Below are 22,674 nucleotides of genomic sequence, written 5' to 3'. Positions count from 1 at the left end.
GTGGATACGATGGTATACATCCCGCTATGTCATTGATTAGGCTCCCACAGTTCGATGGGATTGCCCTCGGGGTCGTGAATACGGGCGAATTTGCCAACCTCGCTATCCCAATCTGGATTCGTTTCCACGGGGATTCCTGCCGCTTCCAGCTGCGCAATCATGGCACCCAGATCATCTACGCGGAAATTGATCATCCATTGCTGTTCTGACCTGCCAAAATAATCCGTATCCTGCGCAAATGGGGCGAACACGGTATACCCTTCACGCTGTTTCCAGGGGACCGGGATATAGTGATTGACACCCAAATGCGTTTCATACCAGGCGCTCAACGCTTCTGGATCTTTAGCCCGGAAAAACACGCCACCTATGCCGTTTACCGTTTGCATTGCACCTCTCCTAACTGCATCCCTGTCATACCAACATAGCACAATCCGCTTGCTTCATCTGGCTCCAAATACCTTGGGGGTTCAGGGGGCAAAGCCCCCTCTACCCATAAAGAAAAGGGCGCCCGCAGGCGCCCTTTGCAATTTGGCTATGTCTCGTGGTCACTCGATCATCGGCAACAGCTTGTCGAGGCTCGCCTTCGCGTCGCCATAGAACATCCTGGTGTTCTCTTTGAAGAACAGCGGGTTTTCGATACCCGAATAACCCGTGCCTTGTCCGCGCTTGGACACAAACACCTGCTTGGCCTTCCAGCACTCCAGAACCGGCATGCCGGCGATGGGGCTGTTGGGGTCTTCCTGCGCCGCAGGGTTCACGATGTCATTCGAACCAATCACGATGGCCACGTCCGTGTCCGGGAAATCGTCGTTGATTTCGTCCATCTCCAAAACGATGTCATACGGCACCTTCGCCTCGGCCAGCAACACGTTCATGTGGCCCGGCAGACGACCCGCAACGGGGTGGATGGCAAAGCGCACGTTCTTACCCTGCGCGCGCAGCTTGCGGACCAGTTCAGACACTGACTGCTGTGCCTGCGCGACCGCCATACCGTAGCCCGGGATGATGACAACACTGTCGGCATCGTTCAGGGCGGCGGCAACACCATCGGCCTCGATAGCGATCTGCTCACCCTCAACCGCCATCTGCTCACCCTGTGGGCCGCCAAAGCCGCCCAGGATCACGCTGACAAAGTGACGGTTCATCGCCTTGCACATGATGTAGGACAAGATCGCACCTGACGAGCCCACCAGCGCTCCAACCACGATCAGCAGGTCATTCCCCAACGAGAAGCCAATGGCCGCGGCCGCCCAACCCGAATACGAGTTCAGCATCGACACAACCACCGGCATGTCAGCTCCGCCGATACCCATGATCAGGTGATAGCCAATGAAAAGCGCGGCCAGAGTCATCAGAAACAGCGGGAAGAACCCACCAGAATTGGTGTACCAGATCAGGCAAATAAACGACAAAGCCGCCGCACCCGCGTTCAACGCATGACCACCGGGCAGCTTGGTCGCCGTCGAAGTCACTTTACCCGCCAGCTTGCCATAGGCCACGACCGACCCGGTAAAGGTGATCGCACCGATGAAGATGCCCAGGAACAGCTCGACATGCAGGATCGCCAGCTCGGCCGAGGTTTTCTTGGCGATCAGCTTGGCAAAAGCACCCAGATTGGACAGGTCCGCCTGACTCGCGCTGTCTGCAATCGCCATGACCTGCGCCACGTTGCCGATCTCAAAATGCGCGTTGAAGCCCACGAACACAGCCGCCAGACCGACCAGAGAGTGCATCGCCGCCACCAGTTGCGGCATCTCGGTCATCTGGACGCGCTGCGCCACATATTGACCGATCAGGCCACCGCCCGCGATTAGTAGCAGCGACAATAGCCACAGGCCGGAACCTGGGCCAACCAGCGTGGCAAAAACCGCCAGCGCCATACCGACGATGCCATACCAAACCGCGCGCTTGGCGCTTTCCTGGTTTGACAGACCGCCGAGTGAAAGGATGAAAAGGACAGCCGCAACAACGTAAGCGGCAGTGGTGAAGCCATAATCCATGTGCCCGGCCTCCTTAAGATTTCTGGAACATGGCGAGCATGCGCCGGGTTACGAGGAAGCCGCCGAAGATGTTGATCCCGGCCATGAAGACGGACAGCGCCGCCAGCAGAATGACGAGGAACGACCCCGACCCGATCTGCATCAAGGCCCCAACAATGATGATCGATGAGATCGCGTTGGTGATCGCCATCAGCGGTGTGTGCAAGCTGTGCGAGACGTTCCAGATCACCTGGAAGCCCACAAAGATCGCCAGCACAAAGACGATGAAGTGCTGCATAAAGCTGGCCGGAGCAACCAGCCCCACCAAAAGCATCAATGCGCCACCGACACCTAACAATGTAAATTGCTGCTTGGTCTGCGCCTTGAACGCGGCAACCTCTTGCGCCCTTTTCTCCTCAGGGGTCAATTCCTTGACCTCGGCCTTGGGCTGCGCCGCAATCGCCTGCACCTTGGGCGGTGGCGGCGGGAAGGTGATCTCCCCTTCATGGGTCACCGTTGAACCGCGGATCACATCATCTTCCATGTCGTGATTGACCTGACCGTCCTTCTCGGGCGTCAGGTCGGTCATCATGTGGCGGATGTTCGTGGCATAGAGCGAAGAAGCTTGCGACGCCATACGGCTGGGGAAATCAGTGTAGCCGATGATGGTCACGCCGTTGTCGGTCACGATTTTCTCATCGGGCACAGTCAGCTTGCAGTTGCCGCCCTTTTCCGCTGCCAGATCAACAATGACCGATCCCGGCTTCATCGCTTCGACCATGTCCTTGGTCCAAAGCTCGGGCGCTTCGCGGTTGGGGATCAGCGCAGTGGTGATGACGATATCCATTTCCGGAGCAAGCTCACGGAACTTGGCCAATTGCGCCTCGCGGAACTCTTCAGACTGGACCGAGGCGTAGCCACCGGTGGCCGCCCCGTCCTGCTGTTCTTCTTCGAAGTCCAGATAGACGAACTCGGCCCCCATGGATTCGACCTGTTCGGCCACTTCCGGGCGCACGTCGAAGGCGTAAGTAATCGCACCCAGCGATGTCGATGTGCCAATGGCCGCCAAACCGGCCACGCCAGCGCCAACGATCAGCACCTTCGCAGGCGGGACCTTACCAGCCGCCGTCACCTGACCCGTGAAGAAACGACCAAAATTGTTGCCCGCTTCGATCACTGCGCGATAACCGGCGATATTGGCCATGGATGACAGCGCGTCCATCTTCTGCGCGCGCGAAATACGCGGGACCATCTCCATCGCGATCACAGTCGCGCCCTTGGACTTCGCAGCCTCCATCCCCTCTTCATTCCCGGCGGGATTAAAGAATGAGATCAGAGTTTTATCCTTGGTCAGACGCTTCAGCTCGGTCGCGTCGGGCTGACGAACCTTGGCAATGATATCTGCCGCCTTCCAAAGTGAGGCTGCAGTCTTCATGACCTCGACACCTGCAGCTTTGTAAGCAGCGTCCGAAAAACCTGCGGCCGCACCTGCGCCCTTTTCAATCAGGCACTCATAGCCCAGTTTCTGCAACTGCACAGCCGAGTCAGGGGTCATCGCGACCCGGTTCTCGCCCTTGTACGTTTCCTTTGGCGTCCCAATTTTCACCAGTCGGTTCCCCCTAATTTTAGATTCAGGCCAGGTGGGTGTTCAGCATAGAATGACACGCAGACATCTATCCCGCGCAAGATTATTTCGCAAGCGCAGCAATCGTAACGCTGTGTCATGATCACCACACCCTCATATCCATCGCCGTGTTTTACGCTCATAGCGGGCGAAATCGGCCCGAAACGTGCGGCGCAGCCGGTCTTCTTCGGGCAATATAAAGCGGCGTTCCAGAAGCCAAACGAAGACCGGGATTAGCACCAGCGACAGCACCGCATCAAAGCGCAGGATCAACCCGGCCAATATCAGTACGTCGCCCAGGTAGATCGGATTCCGGCTACGTTTGTAGATGCCCGATTGCACCATTGCCGAGGGCGTTTCATGTGGAAAAACGGTCGTGCGATGGCGGCGGAACTCGACCACTGCCATGATCGCCAGGATAATACCACCCCCTATCAAAATGCCGCTGATCAAGTCCGTCACAGCGCTGTCCAGAGACAACCCAGCAGGCAACATGCGTGCCTGCACCCAAGCCAACACGGCAAAGCCCAAAAGCCAAACAGGTGGGAGGTCGATCCGGCGCATGGCCATCCTCAATACAGCGACACACACCCACGCATGTCGTTTCTGGGCGACGTGTTATCGTTTTCTGACCTCGAAAGCAAAAGTTCAGGTTGTCGCATCTGAACAAAGCTGCCGCGCACCCGACCTTGAAAGGCACAAGGTAACAGGAATGGACAGGTTGGTTCGGATCAGATAGGCAATTTTCGAACAACTCCGACCTATCAACACGTAAAGAGATCCAATGACCGATTTTGCCGCAACCAAGTCCATGTTCCACCTGCCTGAAGGAATGTTGTATCTCGACGGCAACTCGCTTGGTCCGCTGCCCAAATCTGCCGCAAGCCGGGTGGAAGGCATGATGCAGGACGAATGGGGCGAGATGCTGATCACCGGGTGGAACAAGGCCGGGTGGATGGGCATGCCGACGGGTCTGGGCGACCGGATCGGGCGGTTGATCGGGGCCGAAACGGGCTGCGTTATGGTGGGAGATACGCTGTCGATCAAGGTCTATCAGGCAGTCGCCTCGGCCTTGGAATTGAACCCCTCCCGCAAGGTCGTTCTGTCGGACAATGGCAACTTTCCGTCTGACCTGTATATGGCCAGTGGTCTGCTGCGGTCACTGGGGTCGGATTATGAGCTGCGCGTCGTCAATCCCGAAGATGTCGCCGCGCATATCACGGACGAGATTGCGGTTCTGATGCTAACCGAGGTCGATTATCGCTCGGGCCGGATTCACGACATGAAAACCTTGACCGAATTGGCCCATGCCCATGGCGTCGTCACGGTTTGGGATCTGGCGCATTCCGCCGGAGCGATCCCAGTGGATCTGTCTGGTTGCAAGGCCGATTTCGCAGTTGGCTGCACCTACAAATACCTCAATGGCGGCCCCGGCGCGCCTGCCTTCATCTATGTAGCCCCGCATTTGTCAGATCGTGTGCGCCCGGCGCTTTCCGGCTGGTTGGGGCATGAAAGCCCGTTTGCCTTCGATCTCGACTATCGCCCCGGCGCAGGGATCGAACGGATGCGAGTTGGCACCCCTCCGGTCATTCAGATGGCAGCGCTGTCTGCGGCGATGGATATCTGGGACATGGCTGAAATGGCCGATGTGCGCGCCAAATCGATCGAGTTGACCGAGTTGTTCATCGCCCGCGTCGAAGCCACATGCCCCGGGCTGACCCTGGCCAGCCCCCGCGACCCTGCCCAGCGCGGCAGTCAGGTCTCGTTCCACTTCCACGAAGGCTACGCAGCCATGCAGGCCCTCATCGCACGCGGCGTTATCGGAGATTTCCGCGCCCCTGACATCATACGCTTTGGTTTCACACCGCTATATGTCGACGAAGGAGACGTGGAACAGGCTGCCGAGATATTGGCCGATATCATCACCAATGATCTGTGGGACAAGCCGGAATACAAAATCCGCCAGCGTGTTACCTGACTTCAAGCGCGGCGCCCAACAGCGCGGCCAGCTGAGAAACGCTCTGCTCATACTCCTCGGCGGTAGAAGCCGTCATCTTGATGCCCTTTAGTGACGCGGTGATCGTCCTTGCCGCTTCATCCGGCCCGACGGGCAGATGCGCACGGCCCGCAGCATCCTCACGCCGCAACCAATCGGCATACAGACGGGTCAGCTCGGCCTCCCCGTCCTGAATGATGTCGGTCGACATGGACTTGGTGGCATCCAGCATCTCAAGCCCATGGGGCGAGGCCAAAATCTCGGCCATGCCCCGGGATTGCACCTGAATGGCCTGTTCCAGCAGCTGTGGCAGAGTACCGTCGCCAGACAAGGCCTCTGCTACCAAAGCGGTTTTTTCGCCATAGTAGAACTGCGTCAGTTCGCGGACGATGGCCTCTTTATTCTTGAAATGCAGATACACAGCGGGTCGCGACATCCCTGCCCCTTTGGCAATGTCATCCATCGAAGTTTTTCGAAATCCATAGGTCGCAAAAGCTTGGAATGCCGAACTCAGGATCGCGGAGGTCTTGGAATCTTCACTTGCACTCGTCATGAGAAAACCTCTGACATTTTTTGTTTATTTTGTCAATTGACACACTGACACTTTTCATTAATTATGTCAGAAACCAGCCACAGCTAAGAGAGGTGAGCCATGGCGACGGCCCTTAAAGTCAACGGAAAGACCCATCAGGTTGATCTGCCTGATGATGTGCCTCTTTTGTGGGTTCTCCGTGATGAAGTTGGTCTGACCGGCACCAAGTTCGGGTGCGGTGTAGCCGCCTGCGGTGCCTGCACCGTGCATATCGATGGTGAAGCCGTACGCTCGTGCCAGGTTGCACTTTCAGATGTCTGGGGCGACGTGACCACAATCGAAGGTCTGGGCACACCAAACGCGATGGCAACGATCCAGAAAGCGTGGGTCGATCATCAGGTGGCGCAATGCGGTTATTGCCAGTCGGGTCAAATCATGCAGGCCGCAGCTTTGCTGGCCGAAAATTCTGCACCCACAGATGCAGACATAGATGACGCCATGCAGGGAAACCTCTGTCGCTGCGGCACCTATCCCCGCATCCGCGCCGCCATCCATGACGCCGCATCCAAGTTGAAGGAGGCCTGATCCATGGCAAGCATCGGAAAAATTCTGCGCCGCACCTTCCTGATCGGATCAGCTGCTATCGTTGGCGGTGTGGCCTTCGGCGCATATTATGTGACCCGCCCTGCCGCCAATCCACTGAAACCGCGTGAAGGCGAAACCGCGCTCAGCCCCTTTGTGCTGATCGATCAGGATGGCGTAACGCTCTTTGCGCCCCGCGCTGAAATGGGTCAGGGCGTGATGACGACATGGGCCGCGCTGATCGCCGAGGAACTGGATGTCGAACTCGACGATATCCGCGTTTTGCATGGTCCGGCAGCAGCGGCTTACTACAATTCGGCCATGATCGGTGAAGGCCTGCCAAACAAGGGCTACGATATCACGGATTTTCAGCACAATCTGGGCGAGGCTCTGGGTGTGCTCGGTAAGACGCTAAGCCTGCAGGTCACTGGCGGCTCGACCTCAATGAAAGACGGATTCGAACGGATGCGCATGGCCGGTGCCACCGCACGTGAAACGCTGAAACAGGCGGCGGCGGATCAGTTAGGTGTGGACAGGGCGCAGCTGAAAACCGAAGGCGGCGCGGTCGTCGCCCCGGATGGCAGCCGCATACCCTACACCGAACTGGCTGAGGCCGCAGGACAGATCGACCCGCCTGAGGTCGAGCTGCGGGACCCGGCCCAATGGCGCTTACTCGGTCAATCGCTGCCACGCGTCGACATCCCCGGAAAATCCACCGGAACCGCCGAATTTGGTATCGATGTACGTCCCGAAGGGTTGAAATTCGCCTCGGTTCGCATGAACCCAAAACTGGGCGGCGCAATGAACGGTTTTGATGCCAGCGCAGCCGAAGGCATGCCCGGCGTGGAAAAGATCGTTGATCTGGGAACCGGCGTCGCCGTGATTGCAAGTAACACATGGCTGGCCATTCAAGCGGTCGAGGCGATTGACGTGGACTGGGGCGCTGCACCCTACCCACCCGAAACCGACGCATTGTTCGATCAGATCGCCAAAGCCTTCGACGACGACCCGAACTCGACCATGCGCGATGATGGCGATGTTGAAGTCCTGCCCGAAGGCGCAACCGAGATCAGGGCGGACTACACCGTACCCTATCTGGCCCACGCCACGATGGAGCCAATGAACGCCACAGCGCTTTATACCGGCGACAAACTGGAGCTGTGGTGCGGCAATCAGGCCCCCACCCTGATCCAGATACGTGCGGCCAATACCGCCAATCTGGATAAGGACGTGGTCGAGATCCACACGACTTATTTGGGTGGCGGGTTTGGCCGCCGGGGTGAGTTGGATTTCGGTGAGATCGCAACAAAGGTTGCTATGGCAATGCCCGACACTCCGGTTCAGACCACCTGGAGCCGCGAAGAGGATATGCGCCACGACTTTTTCCGCCCCGGCGCGTTGGCCCGGATGCGCGGCGCGGTCAAGGACGGCAAGGCCGTGCTGATCGATGGCAAAGTCGCCGCCCAATCCTGCACCCATCAAGCTGTTGAGCGTGTCACAGGTTTTTCGGGCGGTGGCCCCGATAAGGTTTTGGTCGAGGGGTTCTTCAACCAACCCTACGCGGTGCCGAACTATCGAATGAGCGGCCATGTCGCCGATTTGGCCGTGCCGGTGGGCTTCTGGCGTTCGGTCGGCAACAGCCACAACGGTTTCTTCCACGAGACCTTCTTGGATGAAATGGCCCATGCCGCCGGGCGTGATCCCTTGGATTTTCGGATTGAACTGACCAGGACCGAGTTCGCTCCGGCTGCGGGATGTCTGGAAGCGGTTAAGGAAATGTCCGGCTGGACCAGCAAGACCCCCGATGGTGTTGGACGCGGCGTGGCGATGACATACAGTTTCGGTACTCCAGTCGCGCAAGTGATCGAGGTGGTGGACGAAGACGGCACCATCCGCATCAACAAGGCATGGATCGCCTGTGATGTCGGTCTCGCACTGGATCCGTCAACGGTTGAGGCGCAGATGATCGGTGGCATGATCTATGGCCTGTCTGCTGCGACTACGGGCGAAATTACCTTCTCGGACGGCGAAGTCGAACAGTACAACTTCCCGGATTATGATGCGTTAAGGATGCACAGCACGCCGATCACCGAGATGCGCGTGCTGGAAACCAACAAGCATCTTGGTGGCGTGGGTGAACCCGGCACACCACCGTCGATGCCTGCCTTGGGGAATGCGCTGTTCGATCTGACCGGGAAACGCGCGCGCAGCTTGCCGCTGAACAAACAATTCAACCTGATGGTTTGAGAACGAAATGGCCCGGCAAAACGTCGGGCCGATCTACCCTTAGGCCAATCGCTGTAAACGAGAGGTCTCATTCCTTTCGGCCCATGCGTAGACAGCCCGTCCAAATGCCTGAAACAGCGGGCGCGAGACCGGATCGTTCGCCGCATCCCATTCAGGATGCCATTGGACCGAAAGCGTAAAACCGGGCGCGTCCTTGACATAGATCGCCTCGGGCGTGCCATCGGGTGCATGACCGTCGATTACGATATTCTCACCCAGCGTTTTGATCCCCTGCCCATGCAATGTATTGGTCATCACCTCAGCCGCGCCCAACAGTCCATGGAATACACCGCCTTCAGTCAGCGTCACAACATGGCGCAGGGCGAACTTCTCCTCCAATGAGCCATCGGGGGGCATCCGGTGGTTCTGACGCCCCGGAAGATCACGAATTTCGGGATAGAGCGTGCCGCCCAAGGCGACGTTTACTTCCTGAAACCCCCGGCATATGCCAAAGAACGGCTGCCCCCGGTCGGCACAAGCCCGAACCAGCGGCAGCGTGATCGCATCGCGCGCACGGTCAAACTCTCCATGCGCCTCGGTTGCAGGTTCGCCGTATTCCTCAGGATGAACGTTGGGCCGACCACCGGTCAGCAGAAAGCCGTCGCAGACCTCGAGCAGTTCCTCGACCGCGACATAGCGCGGGTCGGCGGGGATCAGCAGCGGCAGACAATCTGAGACGTTGGATACCGCGTCAGAATTCATCGTCCCCCCCGCATGGGTCGGGTACTGATCATTCATCAAGTAAGAGTTGCCGATAATTCCAACGACGGGGCGCGCCATTCCAAGTCCCTTATTTCGCCTGTATCTCGCAAAACCTATCGGCAGCCCAAGCCGCGCGCAACGGCACAGACCCTGCATGGCAGCGCAAGCGCGTGTTCAACCGCGCACAGTCTGGCCTTTGGACGAACAGACCGAACCCTCGGCGAACTCAGATCTCGCCCGTCAGTCCTGCAGCCTCGATAGCGGCCAATGCGGCCTGAGCATCATTATCTGACGTATCGCCGGTTACACCAACCGCACCGATCACTGCGCCCTTGCGGTCGCGCAGCAAAACACCACCGGGCACCGGAACAACCTGACCGCCATAAACACCATTCACAGCCGCCATGAAATAAGCCTGCCCTTCGGCGCGCTGCATCTGCGCGGTGCCCGCCATGCCCAGCATAACCGACCCGTAGGCCTTGCCATGCGCGATCGCAAATCGTCCCGGCGCGGCCCCGTCCTCGCGTTCAAACGCGATCACGTGCCCCCCGGCATCCAATACCACGACCGAAAGGGGTTTCAGTTCCATCTCTCGCCCTTTTTCCAAAGCTTTGCGAATGATAGCACGCGCTTTGCGCAAAGAAATTACCATGCCCGATCCCTTTCATCTGGCCCAAAATATCTTCGGGGGAGCGCGAGGGGGCAGACAGCCCCCTCGTTCCTGCCGTTTCCACTAACGCACGCTGGCCTTCAATTCCAGCCGCCGGGCGTGCAAAACCGGTTCGGTATAACCAGAAGGCTGCACCCGACCCCGGAATACCAGATCGCAAGCCGCCTGAAAGGCAATCCCGTCAAAGCCGGGTGCCATTGGATTATATTCAGGGTCACCTGCGTTCTGACGATCAACGACGGCGGCCATTTTCTGCATCGCCGCCATCACCTGCTCCTGACTGATCAGATCGTGATGCAGCCAGTTGGCCAGCGCCTGTGACGAGATCCGGCAGGTCGCGCGGTCCTCCATCAGGCCGATATCGTTGATATCCGGTACTTTCGAACACCCAACACCCTGATCGACCCAGCGCACCACATAGCCCAGAATACCCTGCGCGTTGTTCTCGATCTCACGGGTGATCTCATTGGAGCCGAGGTTGCGGCCGCCCAGCAGCGGTATGGTCAGCAAATCATCCAGCGTCCCCCGGGTCCCGCCAGCGGCCAATTCGTCCTGACGCGCCAGCACATCAACCTTGTGATAATGCGTCGCGTGCAGGGTCGCTGCAGTTGGCGATGGCACCCAGGCGCAGGTCGCGCCGGATTGCGGGTGGCCGATCTTGGCCGCCAGCATGTCTTCCATCCGGTCGGGCATCGCCCACATCCCCTTGCCGATCTGTGCCCTGCCCTTAAGGCCACAGGCCAAACCGATATCGACATTGCGATCCTCATAGGAAGCGATCCATGGCGTATCCTTGATGTCGCCCTTGGGCAGCATCGGTCCCGCCTCCATCGAGGTATGAATCTCATCCCCTGTGCGGTCCAGAAAGCCGGTATTGATAAAAGCCACACGCGATTTCGCAGCGCGAATGCATTCCTTGAGGTTAACCGATGTGCGGCGTTCCTCGTCCATGATCCCCAGCTTCACGGTGTTGCGCGGCAGGCCCAGAATGTCTTCGACCATGTCGAAAATCTCGACCGAAAATGCGACCTCTTCGGGACCATGCATCTTGGGTTTCACCACATAGACCGAGCCTGTGACGGAATTCCCACCCTCGCGCTGCAGATCATGCATGGCGATCAGCGTTGTGCAAAGCGCATCCATCAGCCCCTCGCCAATCTCACGCCCTTCGGAATCCAACACGGCCGGGTTGGTCATCAGGTGACCCACATTGCGCACCAACATCAGCGACCGGCCTTTCAGCATCGCCGATGCACCATTTGGCGCTGTATAGCTCAGGTCACCCGCAAGCTTGCGGGTGAAAGTGGTGCCGCCCTTCGTGACCTCTTCGGCCAGATCACCCGCCATCAGGCCCAACCAATTTCCATAGGCCAGCACTTTGTCGGTTGCATCCACACAGGCGACCGAATCTTCGCAATCCATGATCGTGGAAAGCGCGGATTCCAGACGTACATCCGCTATCCCGGCCGGATCCGTTGCACCGATGGTGCTCGAAGCGTCAATGTCGATCCTGATATGCAGACCATTATTCTTCAACAGCACGAAATCGGGGCGCTCAGCCGAACCGCCAAAACCGACGAAACGTCCAGCATCAGACAATGCAGGCACCAATGCGCCGCCTTCAACGCGCAGCTCGGACACATCTGCCCACGATCCACTCGCCAGCGGGGCGGCGTCATCCAGGAACGCTTTGGCCCAAGCTATCACTCGTGCACCACGTGCCGCGTCATAGCCCTTGGCAGAAGGAAGATCGCCCATCGCATCGGTGCCATAAAGCGCATCATACAAACTGCCCCAACGCGCATTTGCTGCATTCAACGCAAAACGCGCATTGGTTATGGGCACAACCAGCTGCGGACCCGGCGTCAGCGCAATCTCTGGATCTACATCCGAGGTCTCGATCTCGAAATCGCCACCCTCCTCAACCAGATAGCCGATCTCGCGTAGAAAGGACCGGTATTCGCCTGCGTCAACGGGCAATCCCCGCCGCGCAGCATGCCAACCATCGATCCGCCCTTGCATGTCTGCACGCTTTTCAAGCAGAGCACGGTTTTTCGGTCCCAGTTCATTTACCAAACGTGCAAGACCCGACCAGAACTGGTTTGCTGAGACCTCGGTGCCCGGCAGCGCCTTCCGTTCGATGAAGTCTACCAAAACCGGGTCAATCTGCAGCCCGCTGTGGGTCTCTCTGCTGCTCATGTTCCGAATCTCCTCGAATTGTGTGCCATTGTATGCGCTCTTCAATTAGGGGGTTTGTTTCCGATAGGCAAATTTTGCTTTTGCCATTGCAGATTGTCGGTTTTACGTGAAACAGCTCAAACAAATGAACAAGGTGACCTGTCGGTTGCAGCTTCGCGGTGAAGACCATAACGTCGCGCCAGATTCCTAATCGATGAGTCCCCGAGATGCACGATGCCGCCCCCACCACGATCTATCTGAAAGACTACACCCCGTTCGGCTTTCTGGTGGACAACGTACATCTGACCTTTGATCTGGCCCCAAATGCGACGCGCGTGACGTCTCGTATCGCGTTTTGCCCGAACCCCGACGCCACTTCGCGCACATTCTTTCTGCACGGCGAAGGTTTGAATTTGATCAGCGCCGCAATTGATGGCGCCAAGATCACGCCTGATGTGACCCCCGAAGGGCTGACCGCCACGGTTCCCGACGCGCCCTTCGTTTGGGAGGCCGTGGTAGAGATCGATCCCGGCAACAACACCGCGCTTGAAGGTCTTTACATGTCGAACGGCATGTATTGCACCCAGTGCGAGGCCGAAGGCTTTCGCAAGATCACCTACTACCCGGACCGCCCCGATGTGATGTCGACGTTCACCGTGCGCATCAATGGTGACCTTCCAGTGCTTCTGTCCAACGGCAACCCATCGGGTCAGGGCGATGGCTGGGCCGAATGGATCGATCCCTGGCCCAAACCTGCCTATCTGTTCGCGCTGGTCGCGGGCGACCTGATCGCTCATCCCGGAAAATTCACCACAAAATCCGGTCGTAACGTCGAACTGAACCTTTGGGTCCGTCCCGGGGACGAAGGCAAATGTGCTTTCGGTATGGAGGCGCTGAAAAAGTCGATGAAATGGGACGAGGACGTCTATGGCCGTGAATACGATCTGGACGTGTTCAATATTGTGGCTGTTGACGATTTCAACATGGGCGCGATGGAGAATAAGGGGCTGAACATCTTCAACTCCTCCGCGGTGCTGGCCAGCCCCGAAACCTCGACCGATATGAATTTCGAACGGATCGAGGCGATCATCGCGCATGAGTATTTCCACAACTGGACTGGCAATCGCATCACCTGCCGCGACTGGTTCCAGCTGTGTCTGAAAGAAGGTCTGACCGTGTTCCGCGATGCGCAGTTCACATCCGACATGCGCTCGGCCCCGGTGAAGCGTATCCACGATGCCATCGACCTGCGCGCGCGGCAGTTCCCCGAGGATAATGGCCCTTTGTCTCACCCGGTGCGCCCTGAGAGTTTTCAGGAAATCAACAACTTCTACACCTCAACCGTCTACGAGAAAGGCGCTGAGGTCATCGGTATGCTGAAACGGCTGGTCGGCGATGAGGCCTATGCGCAAGCGCTGGACCTTTATTTCGAACGTCATGACGGGCAGGCCTGCACCATCGAAGACTGGCTGAAAGTGTTTGAAGACACCACGGGCCGCGATCTGAGCCAGTTCAAACGCTGGTACAGCCAATCGGGCACCCCCCGCGTCTCGGTCGCCGAGGGCTGGGCCGATGGCACCTATACCCTGACGCTCCGCCAACGGACTGAGCCGACACCAGGGCAGGAAGACAAGCAACCTCAGGTCATCCCAGTGGCCATTGGCCTGCTTGGCCCGAACGGGGATGAGGTACGCGCCACCGAGGTATTCGAACTGACCGAGGCCGAGCAAAGCTTTACCTTCACCGATCTCGCCTCCAAACCCGTGCCGTCGATCCTGCGGGATTTTTCGGCCCCCGTGATCCTGGAACACGAACCCACGAATGCAGCGCGCGCCTTCCTGTTGGCCCATGACACCGATCCGTTCAATCGCTGGCAAGCGGGGCGCTCACTGGCCGAAGATACCCTGCTGCGTATGATCACCGATGAGGCGACGCCAGATGCCGACTATCTTGACGGCTTGCAGGCGGTGCTGCGGGACAAGGCTTTGGACCCAGCCTATCGCGCGCTGATGCTGGGCCTACCGACGCAGTCGGAACTGGCAGCTGAACTGCATGACAAAGGGATCACACCTGACCCGATGGCGATCTGGAGCGCAGTTGAAACCCTGCGGCAAGCCACGGCCCAGCATGTTCAGGACCTGCTGCCCCGGCTTCACAGTGAAACGCTGGTGGATGGCCCTTACCAACCGGATGCGGAGCAATCTGGCAAACGGGCCTTGGGTGGCGCGGCACTAGCCCTGACCTCGCGGCTTGACGGCGGCCTCAAGGCGGCCGAAGGCTATGCACGTGCTGACAATATGACCCTGCAATTGACGGCCCTGTCCTGTCTGCTGCGCGCGGGCAAAGGCGAAGCGGAACTGGCGGGCTTCTACGATCAGTGGCAGCATGACCGGTTGGTCATGGACAAATGGTTCGCCCTGCAGGTCACGATGACCGGCCCCGAGAATACGGTCGAAACTGCACGCAGACTGACCGAGCACGCTGATTTCAATTGGAAAAACCCCAACCGATTCCGCGCGCTGATGGGATCACTGGCTGGCAGCCACGCGGGATTTCACCAAGCGGACGGGGCGGGATATGCGCTGCTGGCGGACTGGCTGATTCGACTTGATCCGGTGAACCCACAAACCACCGCCCGGATGTGCGGCGCCTTCCAGACATGGAAACGCTATGATGCCGATCGTCAGGCCTTGATCCGCGCTCAACTCAGCCGTATCGCCGAGACGCCGAACCTTTCGCGCGACACAACCGAGATGGTCACGCGCATCCTGGGTGCATGATTGCCTATCAGTTCACCCGGCGGAACCGCAATCCGCGCGCGGTTCTGATCCTGATCGGCATCTATACGGTGCTGATCGGGCTGATGATCCTGCTGGACGCGGTTTGGTGGCTGATGGCTCTGCTGGCCCTGACCACATTGCCCGCACTTTGGGATGTCATAAGGAACACGAGCGCCGGAATGGAACTGTCCGGCAATTCATTGCGTTGGCACACTGGCCAGCGTCAGGGGCAGCTTGACCTGTCCAAAGTGGATCGCTTTCAGTTCGACACCCGTTGGGATTTCTCGGTCCGCGTATCGGCCATGCTGAAATCCGACAAGCTTCTGCCTCTACCGACTGAGTCGTTGCCATCACATTGGAAACTAGAAGATGTCTTAAACACGGCAGGATTCGCCGTTGAGCGCCATCATTTTAGAGTTTTCTGAAACGATTCATGGGTTCAGGGCCTAATTAGCACCAGATTCGATGACTCTGAGGGGCTCACTCTTGATTTGAGTACACTTTTTTTGGCAAACTGAACGGGTTATATATTTGTTCCAGTTCGAGTTTTGCCATGTTTTGGTCTATGAAGGCGTTTGCCGCCCGTATTGTCGGTTCCTCCGATCCCACCCCAACACCTATGCCTGCATCGGTCGCTGATGCTGCGGCTTGGCTTGTTGCCTCGGGGCAACTGAACATCCCGATTGCCGAAACTAGCGAGGGTGATGTGGTCGGACATCAGGTGATTGAGCGTGGCCGCTATCTGGCGCGGCAGGATATGTGGGCTGAACTGTCGCAAGAGATGCGCGCAGCGGACGCGGAGCTAAAAACCACTCCCTGCGGCCAGCCGGTCACTGATCTGCTGGCCTTTGGCGCGCGTGCGGATGTGGTTCTTGCTGTCGAACATGCCCTGTCTGATGGCAAGGCGCTGTCGGACTATGATCTGCTGTGTGGGATATCCGAACTTGAAGGTGAGATTCAGAACTATCCTGACGATCCGATGATCGCGCTGGTTGTCGCGCTTGCCCATATTGATCTAGCCTGGGCATGGCGCGGGACAGCACATCCCGAAGCCTTGCCACCGTTACATCAATCCCGCTGTGCGGCGCATTTCGACCGCGCTGCTGCTCTGCTGCCGGGATGTCGTGCGTCGATGCCGGACAGCCCTGCGATTGCCGCGGCGGATTGCGCCCTGCTGGCAGGTCACATCGACCCGCGAACTCGCGTTGCCGATAAGTATGAAGCGCTGATCACCCTTGACCCTCAGAACCACCGCCATATGCGCGCGATGGGCAGCCATCTGTTGCCCCGTTGGTTTGGCAGCTATGAACAGCTTGAGGTTCAGGCCCTGCGCAATGCCGCACGGACTCAGAAAATTTGGGGCGCAGGCGGGTACACCTGGGCCCAGTTCGACGCCATCGCGCTGGATGACGAAGCCTGCGCGCGCGTCGATGTCGAGTATTTTTTGGAAGGCCTGCGCGATATTGTTGCGCGTCGTCCCGATCAGCAAACCATCAACCTGCTGACCGCCTATTGCGCGATCACCTTGCAAAACGGGATGGGCCGCAGCGCAAAAGCTGACATCGCACGGAAACAGATTTGCGAGGCCGCAAACTGGCTGATCCGTGATCATCTGACCGAGCTGCACCCGATGATTTGGGCGCACGCGGCCAATGGGTTCAACAACAGCCTGCGCGTCAACTCTGCCGAGCGGTTTGCAGCCAGTGGCCGCCGTGATGCGCTGAAGGCTATCGCCAATTTATTGCGGGACGAACTGCGCAGTGGCCAGAGAGTGACCTTCACCCCGTCTGGCCTGCAGTTCTCGGGGAACTAAACCCCCATTGCCCCTTGCCCCTTTGGCGCGCCGGGCCTAATACGCAGACTTAGATTTCTGCAGAATTGAGGCGCGCCATGCTCGACCTGACATTTGATATGCCCAAACCCAAAACCATTGCCGGGGCCAAGCACGATTGGGAGCTGGTGATCGGGATGGAGGTGCACGCTCAGGTCTCATCCAATGCAAAACTGTTCTCGGGCGCGTCGACCCAATTCGGGGCCGAGCCGAACTCGAACGTGGCCTTCGTGGACGCGGCGATGCCGGGGATGCTGCCGGTGATCAACGAGTATTGCGTTGAGCAGGCGGTGCGCACCGGGTTGGGCCTTAAGGCGGAAATCAACCTGAAATCGGCCTTTGACCGTAAGAACTATTTCTACCCTGATTTGCCGCAGGGTTACCAAATTTCCCAACTTTATCAGCCTATTGTGGGCGAAGGTGAGGTATTGGTTGAGATGGGTGACGGCACCGCACGCATGGTGCGGATCGAACGCATCCACATGGAACAAGACGCGGGCAAATCAATCCACGACATGGACCCGCATATGTCCTTCGTCGACCTGAACCGGACCGGTGTTTGCCTGATGGAGATCGTCAGCCGCCCCGATATCCGTGGCCCCGAAGAGGCTGCCGCTTACATCGTGAAGCTGCGCCAAATCCTGCGCTACTTAGGTACCTGTGATGGCAACATGCAGAACGGCAACCTGCGCGCGGATGTGAACGTCTCGATCTGTTTGCCGGGCGCTTACGAGAAGTATCAGGAAACACAGGATTTTTCGCATCTGGGTACACGATGCGAGATCAAGAACATGAATTCGATGCGGTTCATTCAGCAGGCGATCGAGGTTGAAGCTCGCCGTCAGATCGCCATCGTCGAAGGGGGTGGTAAGGTCGACCAGGAAACCCGCCTGTATGACCCGGACAAGGGCGAAACCCGCTCGATGCGGTCGAAGGAAGAAGCGCATGATTACCGCTATTTTCCCGACCCTGACTTGCTACCGCTGGAGATCGAACAGGCTTGGGTGGACGACATCGCCGCCAAGCTGCCCGAGCTACCGGACGACAAAAAAACCAGATTTATCAGCGAGTTCGGCTTGACAGACTATGATGCATCGGTGCTGACCGCCGATGTGGAATCAGCGGCCTATTTCGAAGAGGTCGCCAAAGGACGCAATGGCAAACTGGCCGCGAACTGGGTGATCAACGAGCTGTTTGGCCGCCTGAAAAAAGAAGACCACGACATCACCGCCTCGCCTGTATCTCCGGCCCAACTTGGAGGCATCATCGACCTGATCGCCTCGGATGCCATCTCTGGCAAGATCGCCAAGGATCTGTTCGAGATTGTCTATACCGAAGGTGGTGATCCGGCGCAGATCGTCGAAGAGCGTGGCATGAAACAGGTGACCGATACCGGCGCGATTGAGGCCGCTTTGGATGAGATCATCGCCGCCAATCCAGCGCAGGTTGAGAAGGCCAAAGTGAACCCGAAACTTGCCGGCTGGTTCGTTGGTCAGGTGATGAAAGCCACCGGTGGCAAGGCCAATCCAAAGGCCGTTAACGAATTGATCAGCAAAAAGCTGAATTCGTAAATCTTCCGAGTTGTACAAGCCCCATGCAGGGGTTTGTTCGACTTGTACATAATGAAAAGTTAATTTCAGAGCGCTCAAAATGGGCAAGCCATCGGCTTGACTCCCTGCCCGAATGCGCTTTCTCATCCCCGAGACAAAAAGGTGAGCACTCATGAAAAATCGTTTTGATCAGGAACTGGAAACCCGGCTGGTGCGCTATGCAGCCATCGACAGTCAGAGCGTTGAAACCTCGCCCTCGACACCCAGCAGCGCAATCCAGATGGACATGCTGAACCTGCTGCAGCAGGAGCTGACCGAGATCGGGGCACATGATGTGCAGATGACTGGTGACAGCGTTGTGGTGGCAACAATCCCCGGCACTGCCGAGGGGCCGACCATCGGGTTTCTGGCGCATGTGGATACGGCACCTCAGTTCAATGCAACCGGGGTCAAACCGCGGGTGATCAAAGGGTATAATGGCGGAGAGATAACTTTCCCCGATGATCCCGATCTGGTGCTCTCACCCGAGAAACATCCTTATCTGGCTGAGAAGATCGGGCACGATGTGATTACCGCGTCGGGCACGACCCTGTTGGGCGCGGATGACAAGGCAGGTGTTTCGATCCTGATGACGTTGGCGCGACACCTGCTGGAGAACAAGGACACCCCGCACGGTCCGATTCGTATTGCCTTTACACCCGATGAAGAGATCGGGCGCGGCGTTACCGAGGCACTGCCCAAGGATCTGGGCGCGGATTTCGCCTATACTCTGGATGGTCAGGAACTGGGTGAGATCGAATACGAGAGCTTTTCGGCTGATCGCGCGGTGATCAAGATCACCGGCGTGTCGATCCATCCCGGTCTGGCCAAGGACAAGATGGTCAACGCCGCACATCTGGCAGCCAAGATCGTGCAAACGCTGCCTCAGGCAACGATGACCCCCGAGGTAACGGATGAGCGTCAAGGATTCATCCATGTAACCGATATGAACGGCGGCTCCTCCGAGATGGAGGTCAAGCTGATCCTGCGTGATTTCGAGATGGAGGGGCTTGAGGTGCAGCGCGAGATCGTGCGTCAAGTCTGTGCCGCCGTACAGGCCACTGAGCCGCGCGCCCAGATCACCTGCGAGATTTCGCACCAGTACCGCAATATGCGCTATTGGCTGGAAAAGGACATGACCCCGGTCGATCTTGCCCGCGACGCTTGCCGAGAACAGGGGGTCGAGCCCATTTCCGTCCCGATCCGGGGCGGCACCGACGGGTCGCGGCTGACCGAGTTCGGCACACCCTGTCCCAATATCTTTACCGGCATGCAATGCATCCATGGCCCGCTGGAGTGGATTTCAGTGCAGGACATGGCGGTGGCAACCGAGGTTTGCCTGTCGCTGGTCGGCAAGGCTGCGCGGGCCTAAAGTCACAGTGCGGGCCGAAATTCGCTTAAGCGTGATCTTAGCTTTCGCCCGCCTGTCAAAATGTTAATTTGCCCCGACATGGCAATCAGGACCAGTTGATGCAGCGCTACGAATACAAAGTTGTCCCCGCTCCGCAGAAGGGCACGAAGGCGAAGGGCGTAAAAACGCCCGAAGGCCGGTTTGCGACCTCGATCGAGCAATTGCTGAACCAGATAGGTCAGGATGGCTGGGAATATCAACGCGCCGAGCTGCTGCCCAGCGAAGAGCGTTCGGGGCTAACCGGATCGACCACCAACTGGCGCAATGTACTGGTGTTCCGCCGGGCCTTAGCTGTGGAAGAGGACGCGCAACCCGAAGCGCCCGAGCAGGACGACACCCCCACACCCCGTCCGGTGCCTGGCCCTGACGAAATACTTGCCAAACCGCCTGTCGCCGCCCCTGCCCCGATTTCAGAGCAACCGCAAGACCCGCCGCTATCGCTAAAGCCATCGGATGCCACACTAGAAGAAGTATCGTCCGAGGATGCCGATAAACAGTGAGTTTGGCCGGTCCGAATGAATCATCGAACCTAGTGATTATCAGGTAACTGATTACGCGGTAATGATTTAATGTATGTAAGACTTGACAATATCATACGACATTTCTTCTAAGGTTTTGCTGCGCCAAAGGCTCAATGTCAGTACTTGTCTTTTCTGTGCAACTCAAAGGGCCGTCTATCTCGACAGAGTGACCCGGTGATCAGACGATACACAGTTTTGTGCGATCGCAAGGTGAAGAGAGCACCGTTCAAGCCCAGCTTGAACGGTGCAAACAATCATTGACTTGCGTCCGTGGCTATCTATGAAACGCCACTTAGAGTGATACACCATCGCGCCAGAGAATGAACATTTCGCGCCCGTCGCGCGCGCGCCCCAAGGAACGCGCATTTTGAATTCCGGTGTGTTCCTTGATGTATGCGACAAACTGCGCTTCATCCGGATTGCGGAAGGCGTTCTTCATCTGACCCGGAGGGTCGGACACATGCGCCTGAAACAGAATGACTTCTGCGTTGCTCATACGTTTGAGAAGTGTAGTCAGTTGTTCAGACAAACGCTCTGTCTTCAGGAAGTGATGAAGGATATTTAGCACAACGATCACATCCGCTTTTTCGATATCTGGGAAATCGAAAACATTTTGGTTCACGACATCGATGTCCAAGCCCGATGCACGGGTGATGCGCTCGGCAAAAAATGCAGCCTTATCGCTAGACTCGATGGCAGTGCACTTAAAACCAAGCCCAGCCATGCCCTGAGAAACTGCACCCCAGTGGGTGCCAATGTCGATCAAGGTCTTACCCTTTGCGTCATACCCCTTCATTGCCTCAAGAAGCGTAGGCAGGCGGTCATCTACATGGGTAGCGGGTATCGTTGCCAAGTCAGGATGATCGATCTTCTGGTAGACATTGCCCGAAGGGATCGTTGCGGCGTAGTCCAAGATGTTTTGTTTAAAGTCGGCCCAGGCTTGGTGGCGAAGGACGACCCTGACCGGGATCAACTCCAGATTCTGCAATCGCGAGATGATCAAGCGGTTGCGTCCGTCCATTGCAATGAAATGACCGTTGCGATCGATCGCAACGCGAACCTCATCTGCAAGGTACTTCGAAGCCAACAGCTTATTTGTACCATTTCCTTGGATCTCGGATTGCGACTTGAACCCACCCTTCGCTATGTCTTCGTATAACTCTGGAATATCCTTATTCACTCGTCGAGAGAGAGCCTCCTCATCGCGACAACCCCATTTAACGGCACCTCCGTCGATTTCGCGAAGGACCCGCGCATAAAACGGTGTATCCTCCCATCGTGCCCCATCCTTAAAATGCGCGTGATACGCCTTGTAGACATCCATTTCTTTCATGGGGAAAGTATTCTGATCCCAGTCACCATCAAGGACTACTGAGCCTACTTCAGTCGTAAGAACAGCCTTTCTTAGTTCGTCGCTCAGAGAGGCCAAATTTAGAAAATGCGTTAGACGTGATGGGTTTACGTAGGTTATTGGTTCACTCTTATTGACGTTCATCGCGGCACTTTCGTGTTATAAATCGGCGATTCAGTATCCACTTTCACATAGGTTGTAAAGGAGCGGCGCCGACGGCCTGCTAGATTGAGCTTCTCTTTTCACACCATAGCCCGCACCCTGTCCTGAGAACGTGAAGAAAATTTGTAGCCCGCGATTTATGAACAAGGCTAAGCCCTCACTACTTAAATCCAGGCAAGAAGTTACTAAACAGAGGGTTGATCGATTTTCCCCCAAAATATCAAACCCTTCCAAAGCTTATGCAAGCTGCGCGGGCTGCTGACTAGCGAAAGTAGGCATAACGCATTGATTCCAAACATCACCCGATTATCAACGTATATTAGAAATATCGCCTCTCAGTTAATTGATAAGTATGTAAATTCATATAAGTGGGTGATTCAATGGTGCCCCCACACGGACTCGAACCGCGGACCTACTGATTACAAATCAGTTGCTCTACCAGCTGAGCTATAGGGGCACTGGGTGTCGATTAATATCTCA

The 22,674-nt window shown here is 57.3% G+C and carries 18 protein-coding genes and 1 tRNA gene; 9 read left to right on the top strand and 10 right to left on the bottom strand.

The features are described 5' to 3' along the window. Nucleotides 1-29 precede the first annotated feature (29 nt). The 4 genes from Q1B46_RS04025 to Q1B46_RS04010 all read right to left on the bottom strand — a co-directional run bounded on the left by Q1B46_RS04025 (nucleotide 30) and on the right by Q1B46_RS04010 (nucleotide 4,167). On the bottom strand, nucleotides 30-386 hold the full coding sequence (locus Q1B46_RS04025) for a VOC family protein (protein WP_299944948.1): 357 nt from the start codon (nucleotides 384-386) through the stop codon (nucleotides 30-32). A 159-nt stretch (nucleotides 387-545) separates the two neighbouring features. Next, the gene (locus Q1B46_RS04020; protein ID WP_299944945.1) at nucleotides 546-2,000 is read right to left on the bottom strand and encodes an NAD(P)(+) transhydrogenase (Re/Si-specific) subunit beta; all 1,455 of its coding nucleotides are present in this window, start codon (nucleotides 1,998-2,000) and stop codon (nucleotides 546-548) included. Nucleotides 2,001-2,013: 13 nt separating this feature from the next. Next, nucleotides 2,014-3,585, bottom strand: a complete 1,572-nt coding sequence (locus tag Q1B46_RS04015; protein ID WP_299666098.1) for a Re/Si-specific NAD(P)(+) transhydrogenase subunit alpha — start codon at nucleotides 3,583-3,585, stop codon at nucleotides 2,014-2,016. A 132-nt stretch (nucleotides 3,586-3,717) separates the two neighbouring features. Then, nucleotides 3,718-4,167: an isoprenylcysteine carboxylmethyltransferase family protein gene (locus tag Q1B46_RS04010; protein WP_299944942.1), complete on the bottom strand. Its 450-nt coding sequence runs from the start codon at nucleotides 4,165-4,167 to the stop codon at nucleotides 3,718-3,720. A 220-nt stretch (nucleotides 4,168-4,387) separates the two neighbouring features. Here Q1B46_RS04010 and kynU point away from each other — a divergent pair, with 220 nt between their 5' ends. Next, nucleotides 4,388-5,581, top strand: a complete 1,194-nt coding sequence (gene kynU / locus Q1B46_RS04005) for a kynureninase (protein WP_299944939.1) — start codon at nucleotides 4,388-4,390, stop codon at nucleotides 5,579-5,581. Here the strand turns inward: kynU and Q1B46_RS04000 are convergent. Beyond that, nucleotides 5,574-6,152, bottom strand: a complete 579-nt coding sequence (locus Q1B46_RS04000; RefSeq protein ID WP_299944937.1) for a TetR/AcrR family transcriptional regulator — start codon at nucleotides 6,150-6,152, stop codon at nucleotides 5,574-5,576. The genes kynU and Q1B46_RS04000 overlap by 8 nt on opposite strands. 99 nt (nucleotides 6,153-6,251) lie before the next feature. Here Q1B46_RS04000 and Q1B46_RS03995 point away from each other — a divergent pair, with 99 nt between their 5' ends. Then, the gene (locus Q1B46_RS03995; RefSeq protein WP_299944934.1) at nucleotides 6,252-6,716 is read left to right on the top strand and encodes a (2Fe-2S)-binding protein; all 465 of its coding nucleotides are present in this window, start codon (nucleotides 6,252-6,254) and stop codon (nucleotides 6,714-6,716) included. A gap of 3 nt (nucleotides 6,717-6,719) precedes the next feature. Continuing rightward, entirely contained in the window at nucleotides 6,720-8,960 is a 2,241-nt protein-coding gene (locus tag Q1B46_RS03990) for a molybdopterin cofactor-binding domain-containing protein (RefSeq protein ID WP_299944932.1), read from the top strand. Nucleotides 8,961-8,999: 39 nt separating this feature from the next. On the opposite strand, the gene Q1B46_RS03985 is transcribed toward Q1B46_RS03990, so the two are convergent. The 3 genes from Q1B46_RS03985 to Q1B46_RS03975 all read right to left on the bottom strand — a co-directional run bounded on the left by Q1B46_RS03985 (nucleotide 9,000) and on the right by Q1B46_RS03975 (nucleotide 12,570). After that, nucleotides 9,000-9,779, bottom strand: coding sequence for a gamma-glutamyl-gamma-aminobutyrate hydrolase family protein (locus tag Q1B46_RS03985; RefSeq protein ID WP_299666115.1), 780 nt, complete (start codon nucleotides 9,777-9,779; stop codon nucleotides 9,000-9,002). A 148-nt stretch (nucleotides 9,780-9,927) separates the two neighbouring features. Beyond that, the gene (locus Q1B46_RS03980; protein WP_299944929.1) at nucleotides 9,928-10,353 is read right to left on the bottom strand and encodes a heme-binding protein; all 426 of its coding nucleotides are present in this window, start codon (nucleotides 10,351-10,353) and stop codon (nucleotides 9,928-9,930) included. A gap of 81 nt (nucleotides 10,354-10,434) precedes the next feature. Next, complete coding sequence (locus Q1B46_RS03975; RefSeq protein WP_299944927.1) at nucleotides 10,435-12,570, bottom strand: malate synthase G; 2,136 nt, start codon at nucleotides 12,568-12,570, stop codon at nucleotides 10,435-10,437. 206 nt (nucleotides 12,571-12,776) lie between these two features. Here Q1B46_RS03975 and pepN point away from each other — a divergent pair, with 206 nt between their 5' ends. The 6 genes from pepN to Q1B46_RS03945 all read left to right on the top strand — a co-directional run bounded on the left by pepN (nucleotide 12,777) and on the right by Q1B46_RS03945 (nucleotide 20,660). Beyond that, nucleotides 12,777-15,329 (top strand): aminopeptidase N, encoded by a 2,553-nt coding sequence (pepN, locus tag Q1B46_RS03970; protein ID WP_299944925.1) that lies wholly within the window; start codon nucleotides 12,777-12,779, stop codon nucleotides 15,327-15,329. Beyond that, complete coding sequence (locus Q1B46_RS03965) at nucleotides 15,326-15,754, top strand: hypothetical protein (protein ID WP_299944923.1); 429 nt, start codon at nucleotides 15,326-15,328, stop codon at nucleotides 15,752-15,754. Before pepN ends, Q1B46_RS03965 begins: the two co-directional genes overlap by 4 nt. Nucleotides 15,755-15,882: 128 nt before the next feature. Further along, nucleotides 15,883-17,142: a hypothetical protein gene (locus Q1B46_RS03960; RefSeq protein WP_299944921.1), complete on the top strand. Its 1,260-nt coding sequence runs from the start codon at nucleotides 15,883-15,885 to the stop codon at nucleotides 17,140-17,142. A 77-nt stretch (nucleotides 17,143-17,219) separates the two neighbouring features. Continuing rightward, nucleotides 17,220-18,731, top strand: a complete 1,512-nt coding sequence (gene gatB / locus Q1B46_RS03955) for an Asp-tRNA(Asn)/Glu-tRNA(Gln) amidotransferase subunit GatB (protein WP_299944919.1) — start codon at nucleotides 17,220-17,222, stop codon at nucleotides 18,729-18,731. A gap of 151 nt (nucleotides 18,732-18,882) precedes the next feature. Then, a complete protein-coding gene (gene pepT, locus Q1B46_RS03950; RefSeq protein ID WP_299944917.1) occupies nucleotides 18,883-20,121 on the top strand; it encodes a peptidase T in 1,239 nt (412 codons plus the stop codon). Between the two features lie 98 nt (nucleotides 20,122-20,219). Further along, nucleotides 20,220-20,660 carry a DUF4177 domain-containing protein gene (locus Q1B46_RS03945; RefSeq protein WP_299944915.1) on the top strand — a complete coding sequence of 147 codons (441 nt, stop codon included), beginning with the start codon at nucleotides 20,220-20,222 and terminating at the stop codon, nucleotides 20,658-20,660. Between the two features lie 313 nt (nucleotides 20,661-20,973). On the opposite strand, the gene Q1B46_RS03940 is transcribed toward Q1B46_RS03945, so the two are convergent. Together Q1B46_RS03940 and Q1B46_RS03935 are read right to left on the bottom strand one after the other, a co-directional pair. After that, the gene (locus Q1B46_RS03940; protein ID WP_299944912.1) at nucleotides 20,974-22,014 is read right to left on the bottom strand and encodes a class I SAM-dependent methyltransferase; all 1,041 of its coding nucleotides are present in this window, start codon (nucleotides 22,012-22,014) and stop codon (nucleotides 20,974-20,976) included. A gap of 561 nt (nucleotides 22,015-22,575) precedes the next feature. Beyond that, nucleotides 22,576-22,651 (bottom strand) — tRNA-Thr (locus Q1B46_RS03935). Between the last annotated feature and the right edge of the window lie 23 nt (nucleotides 22,652-22,674).

This window comes from uncultured Ruegeria sp., from assembly GCF_947500045.1.
Classification (GTDB): domain Bacteria; phylum Pseudomonadota; class Alphaproteobacteria; order Rhodobacterales; family Rhodobacteraceae; genus Ruegeria.
Note: the sequence above shows the minus strand (reverse complement) of the source record. Positions and strands in the feature narration are given on the sequence as shown.